Genomic DNA, 5,985 nt, shown 5'->3' on the forward strand with positions numbered 1-5,985 from the left:
CCCAAAGCACAAACGCCCCAGCATCTTTCGATACTGGGGCGTTGGGCTTAATAAATAGCCTGACGATGACCTACTTTCACACGGGAATCCGCACTATCATCGGCGCTGGCTCGTTTCACTGTCCTGTTCGGGATGGGAAGGAGTGGGACCAAGTCGCTATGGTCGTCAGGCTTGACTGGTTGGTTTATTGGCTTGGCCAATAAACCCAATTCGTAGAGTCAGCAGAATTACTCTGCACATCGCTTGCTTTCAACAAGCGACGGAATCAGTATTTTTGATTGCGTCTTCAGACTTCTGAAGAACAACATAACTTGAATACCCACCTTGATCTGCCGTCGACAGTCAAAGTTATAGGGTCAAGCCTCACGGGCAATTAGTACTGGTTAGCTTAACGCATTACTGCGCTTCCACACCCAGCCTATCAACGTCCTGGTCTCGAACGACCCTTCAGGGGGCTCAAGGCCCCGGCAAGACTCATCTTGAGACGAGTTTCCCGCTTAGATGCTTTCAGCGGTTATCTCTTCCGCACTTAGCTACTCGGCAATGCCACTGGCGTGACAACCGATACACCAGAGGTGCGTCCACTCCGGTCCTCTCGTACTAGGAGCAGGCTCTCTCAATCTTGCAGCGCCCACGGAAGATAGGGACCAAACTGTCTCACGACGTTTTAAACCCAGCTCACGTACCTCTTTAAATGGCGAACAGCCATACCCTTGGGACCGGCTACAGCCCCAGGATGAGATGAGCCGACATCGAGGTGCCAAACACCGCCGTCGATATGAACTCTTGGGCGGTATCAGCCTGTTATCCCCAGAGTACCTTTTATCCGTTGAGCGATGGCCCTTCCATACAGAACCACCGGATCACTTTGTCCTACTTTCGTACCTGCTCGACTTGTCAGTCTCGCAGTCAAGCACGCTTATGCCAATGCACTATCGTCACGATTTCCGACCGTAACTAGCGTACCTTCGAACTCCTCCGTTACACTTTGGGAGGAGACCGCCCCAGTCAAACTGCCCACCATACACTGTCCCCATCCCGGATAACGGGACAAGGTTAGAACCTCAAACACACCAGGGTGGTATTTCAACGTTGGCTCCATAAGATCTAGCGACCTTACTTCAAAGCCTCCCACCTATCCTACACAGATCTGTTCAAAGTCCAATGTAAAGCTACAGTAAAGGTTCATGGGGTCTTTCCGTCTTTCCGCGGGGAGATTGCATCATCACAAACATTTCAACTTCGCTGAGTCTCTGGAGGAGACAGTGTGGCCATCATTACTCCATTCGTGCAGGTCGGAACTTACCCGACAAGGAATTTCGCTACCTTAGGACCGTTATAGTTACGGCCGCCGTTTACTGGGACTTCAGTCAAGAGCTTGCACCCCATCATTTAATCTTCCAGCACCGGGCAGGAGTCACACCCTATACGTCGACTTTCGTCTTTGCAGAGTGCTGTGTTTTTAATAAACAGTTGCAGCCACCGATTCTCTGCGGCCTCATTGGGCTCCCCTTGTACAGGTTCACCTACTAAAGGCACACCTTCTTCCGAAGTTACGGTGTCAATTTGCCGAGTTCCTTCTCCAGAGTTCTCTCAAGCGCCTTAGAATACTCATCTCGCGCACCAGTGTCGGTTTGCGGTACGGTCGTCAATAGCTGAAGCTTAGTGGCTTTTCCTGGAAGCAGGGTATCACTCACTTCGTCTGCAAGCAGACTCGTTATCACCCCTCATCTAAGCCCGGCGGATTTGCCTACCAGGCACGACTACAGGCTTGAACCAACATATCCAACAGTTGGCTGAGCTAACCTTCTCCGTCCCCACATCGCACTATTGATCGGTACAGGAATATTGACCTGTTTCCCATCAGCTACGCATCTCTGCCTCGCCTTAGGGGCCGACTCACCCTACGCCGATGAACGTTGCGTAGGAAACCTTGCGCTTTCGGCGAGGGGGCTTTTCACCCCCTTTAACGCTACTCATGTCAGCATTCGCACTTCTGATACCTCCAGCAGGCTTCACAACCCACCTTCACAGGCTTACAGAACGCTCTCCTACCACGCATATTGCTATGCATCCGCAGCTTCGGTAACTGGCTTAGCCCCGTTACATCTTCCGCGCAGGACGACTCGATCAGTGAGCTATTACGCTTTCTTTAAATGATGGCTGCTTCTAAGCCAACATCCTGACTGTTTTAGCCTTCCCACTTCGTTTCCCACTTAGCCAATTTTAGGGACCTTAGCTGGCGGTCTGGGTTGTTTCCCTCTTGAGTCCGGACGTTAGCACCCGGTGCTCTGTCTCCCAAGCTGTACTCTGCGGTATTCGGAGTTTGCATAGGTTTGGTAAGTCGCCATGACCCCCTAGCCTAAACAGTGCTCTACCCCCGCAGGTAATACTTGAGGCACTACCTAAATAGTTTTCGGAGAGAACCAGCTATTTCCAAGTTTGTTTAGCCTTTCACCCCTATCCACAGCTCATCCGCTAGTTTTGCAACACTAGTCGGTTCGGACCTCCAGCACCTGTTACGGTACCTTCATCCTGGCCATGGATAGATCACTTGGTTTCGGGTCTACACCCAGCGACTATTCGCCCTATTCGGACTCGATTTCTCTACGGCTTCCCTATTCGGTTAACCTCGCCACTGAATGTAAGTCGCTGACCCATTATACAAAAGGTACGCCGTCACCCTTGCGGGCTCCGACTTTTTGTATGCATGCGGTTTCAGGATCTATTTCACTCCCCTCCCGGGGTTCTTTTCGCCTTTCCCTCACGGTACTTGTTCACTATCGGTCGATTACGAGTATTTAGCCTTGGAGGATGGTCCCCCCATATTCAGACAGGATTTCACGTGTCCCGCCCTACTCTATTCGCGCCTAGTTCCACAATCTGCATTTCTCATACGGGGCTATCACCCGCTGTGGCCGGACTTTCCATTCCGTTCTGATATACAAACTGCTAAAACGCGAGGGCTACTCCGATTTCGCTCGCCACTACTTTCGGAATCTCGGTTGATGTCTTTTCCTCGAGCTACTGAGATGTTTCAGTTCACCCGGTTCGCCACAATGACCTATGTATTCAGTCAGAGTTACTCCTTGCGGAGTGGGTTTCCCCATTCGGAAATCTCCGGATCAAAGCTAATTTGCCAGCTCCCCGAAGCTTATCGCAGGCTATCACGTCCTTCGTCGCCTGTAATCGCCAAGGCATCCACCACATGCACTTAGTCACTTGACCCTATAACTTTGACAGCGCTGACTGCACTGTCGTCAAGGACTCAATTCAGATCCGCAGATCCAAACTGTTTTTGAGTATTCACGCGTTACGCCGTTCTTCATACCTAATCAATTTCTTGCTTAGTTGAAGTCTATGTTTGACGCAATCAAAATGTTGCCGACGGCACGGTGCATCAGAAGATGCTTTCCGTCGACAACGCTGATTCGACTCTACAAATTGTTAAAGAACAACAGCCGATCTTGCGATCACAAGCTGGTAAACCTCAACGAACATTGCTATTCGCTAAGGTTTACCAACTGAATGAGTGAACTGGTGGAGGATGACGGGATCGAACCGACGACCCCCTGCTTGCAAAGCAGGTGCTCTCCCAGCTGAGCTAATCCCCCGTACAGATTTCTCTGCAATCCGTGGTGGGTCTGGCTGGATTCGAACCAGCGACCCCCGCCTTATCAAGACGGTGCTCTAACCGACTGAGCTACAGACCCACGCGAACTTGTCTGCGTATGCTCTGTTTCATCGCCAGGCTTGTGGAGGCCAGCTCTACAGGCTCACGCGATATTCACTCACTGTTGTGTGTTGACAGCCGATAAGTGTGGGCGCTTAAAGCTAAGTGCTTGAGCTTTCGCTCTATAGTGATCTTGCTCTGCCAATACCTAAGTAATGACGAGGCGCGATCTATCTAGAAAGGAGGTGATCCAGCCGCACCTTCCGATACGGCTACCTTGTTACGACTTCACCCCAGTCACGAACCCTGCCGTGGTAATCGCCCCCCTTGCGGTTAGGCTAACTACTTCTGGCAGAACCCGCTCCCATGGTGTGACGGGCGGTGTGTACAAGACCCGGGAACGTATTCACCGCGGCAAGCTGATCCGCGATTACTAGCGATTCCGACTTCACGCAGTCGAGTTGCAGACTACGATCCGGACTACGACCGGGTTTCTGGGATTAGCTCCCCCTCGCGGGTTGGCAGCCCTCTGTCCCGGCCATTGTATGACGTGTGTAGCCCTACCCATAAGGGCCATGATGACCTGACGTCATCCCCACCTTCCTCCGGTTTGTCACCGGCAGTCTCATTAGAGTGCCCTTTCGTAGCAACTAATGACAAGGGTTGCGCTCGTTGCGGGACTTAACCCAACATCTCACGACACGAGCTGACGACGGCCATGCAGCACCTGTGTTCTGGCTCTCTTTCGAGCACTCCCAAATCTCTTCAGGATTCCAGACATGTCAAGGGTAGGTAAGGTTTTTCGCGTTGCATCGAATTAAACCACATCATCCACCGCTTGTGCGGGTCCCCGTCAATTCCTTTGAGTTTCAACCTTGCGGCCGTACTCCCCAGGCGGTCAACTTCACGCGTTAGCTACGTTACTGAGAAGAAACCCTCCCAACAACCAGTTGACATCGTTTAGGGCGTGGACTACCAGGGTATCTAATCCTGTTTGCTCCCCACGCTTTCGTGCATGAGCGTCAGTACAGGTCCAGGGGATTGCCTTCGCCATCGGTGTTCCTCCGCATATCTACGCATTTCACTGCTACACGCGGAATTCCATCCCCCTCTACCGTACTCTAGCTATGCAGTCACAAAGGCAGTTCCCAGGTTGAGCCCGGGGATTTCACCTCTGTCTTGCATAACCGCCTGCGCACGCTTTACGCCCAGTAATTCCGATTAACGCTTGCACCCTACGTATTACCGCGGCTGCTGGCACGTAGTTAGCCGGTGCTTATTCTTCAGGTACCGTCATGAGTCCCAGGTATTAACCAGAACCTTTTCTTCCCTGACAAAAGCGGTTTACAACCCGAAGGCCTTCTTCCCGCACGCGGCATGGCTGGATCAGGCTTGCGCCCATTGTCCAAAATTCCCCACTGCTGCCTCCCGTAGGAGTCTGGGCCGTGTCTCAGTCCCAGTGTGGCTGGTCGTCCTCTCAGACCAGCTACAGATCGTTGGCTTGGTGGGCTTTTACCCCACCAACTACCTAATCTGATATCGGCCGCTCCAATCGCGCGAGGTCTTGCGATCCCCCGCTTTCACCCTCAGGTCGTATGCGGTATTAGCTACTCTTTCGAGTAGTTATCCCCCACGACTGGGCACGTTCCGATATATTACTCACCCGTTCGCCACTCGTCAGCTTAACCTGTTACCGTTCGACTTGCATGTGTAAGGCATGCCGCCAGCGTTCAATCTGAGCCAGGATCAAACTCTACAGTTCGATCTTGAATTTACTCAACGGAATCGACTTAAACCATTTGCATGATTCAAATCTAATTTCCGTGAGCGTTTAAAGTCCGAAGGACCGTTGCAAGTCACCTTGCAACATCACTTCGCCTCAAACGCCCACGCTTATCGGCTGTTAATTCTTAAAGAACATCGCATTCAGTATTATCTGACTGCGTCGCTGACGTCGTTTAGTCGTCAGCAGCAAAGAAGCGAGATTCTAATCTGCTTTTTGCTTCGTCGTCAAGTATTTTTGAAAATTTCTTTTCGCAATACTCAGCAACTTGGCTTTCTCCACCACCGCCGATTCGTTCGTTTCCGATCGCTTCGTCAGCAGCAAAGAGGCGAGATTTTGATCTGCTTTCGCAGTGTCGTCAAGTACTTTTGAAAAATATTTTCGAAGCACCCGACGAACTCTCCAGCTCGCCACCCAGATCCAAACCGAAGCTCGAACCCGACTTCTCCAATCACCTCACCGCTAACTGCCGTTCCCGACAAGCGCTGCGTTGTGATCAGCGAAGCCCACGACTGTAGCACAGGTTTTT

At 51.6% G+C, this 5,985-nt stretch carries 2 tRNA genes and 3 rRNA genes; all 5 read right to left on the reverse strand.

Annotated elements, in window-relative coordinates:
- Nucleotides 1-57: 57 nt before the first annotated feature.
- Nucleotides 58-170: ribosomal RNA gene (gene rrf, locus J2X20_RS29405) — 5S ribosomal RNA — on the reverse strand.
- A 182-nt stretch (nt 171-352) separates the two neighbouring features.
- Nucleotides 353-3,228 (reverse strand): 23S ribosomal RNA (locus J2X20_RS29410).
- A 310-nt stretch (nt 3,229-3,538) separates the two neighbouring features.
- Nucleotides 3,539-3,614 (reverse strand) — tRNA-Ala (locus J2X20_RS29415).
- Nucleotides 3,615-3,636: 22 nt separating this feature from the next.
- A tRNA-Ile gene (locus J2X20_RS29420) sits at nt 3,637-3,713 on the reverse strand.
- A gap of 198 nt (nt 3,714-3,911) precedes the next feature.
- Nucleotides 3,912-5,435 (reverse strand): 16S ribosomal RNA (locus J2X20_RS29425).
- The 16S, 23S and 5S rRNA genes sit together here with 2 tRNA genes alongside, the layout of an rRNA operon.
- Between the last annotated feature and the right edge of the window lie 550 nt (nt 5,436-5,985).

Origin of the sequence: Roseateles saccharophilus (assembly GCF_031458095.1) — a bacterium.
GTDB classification, from domain to species: domain Bacteria; phylum Pseudomonadota; class Gammaproteobacteria; order Burkholderiales; family Burkholderiaceae_C; genus Pelomonas; species Pelomonas saccharophila_A.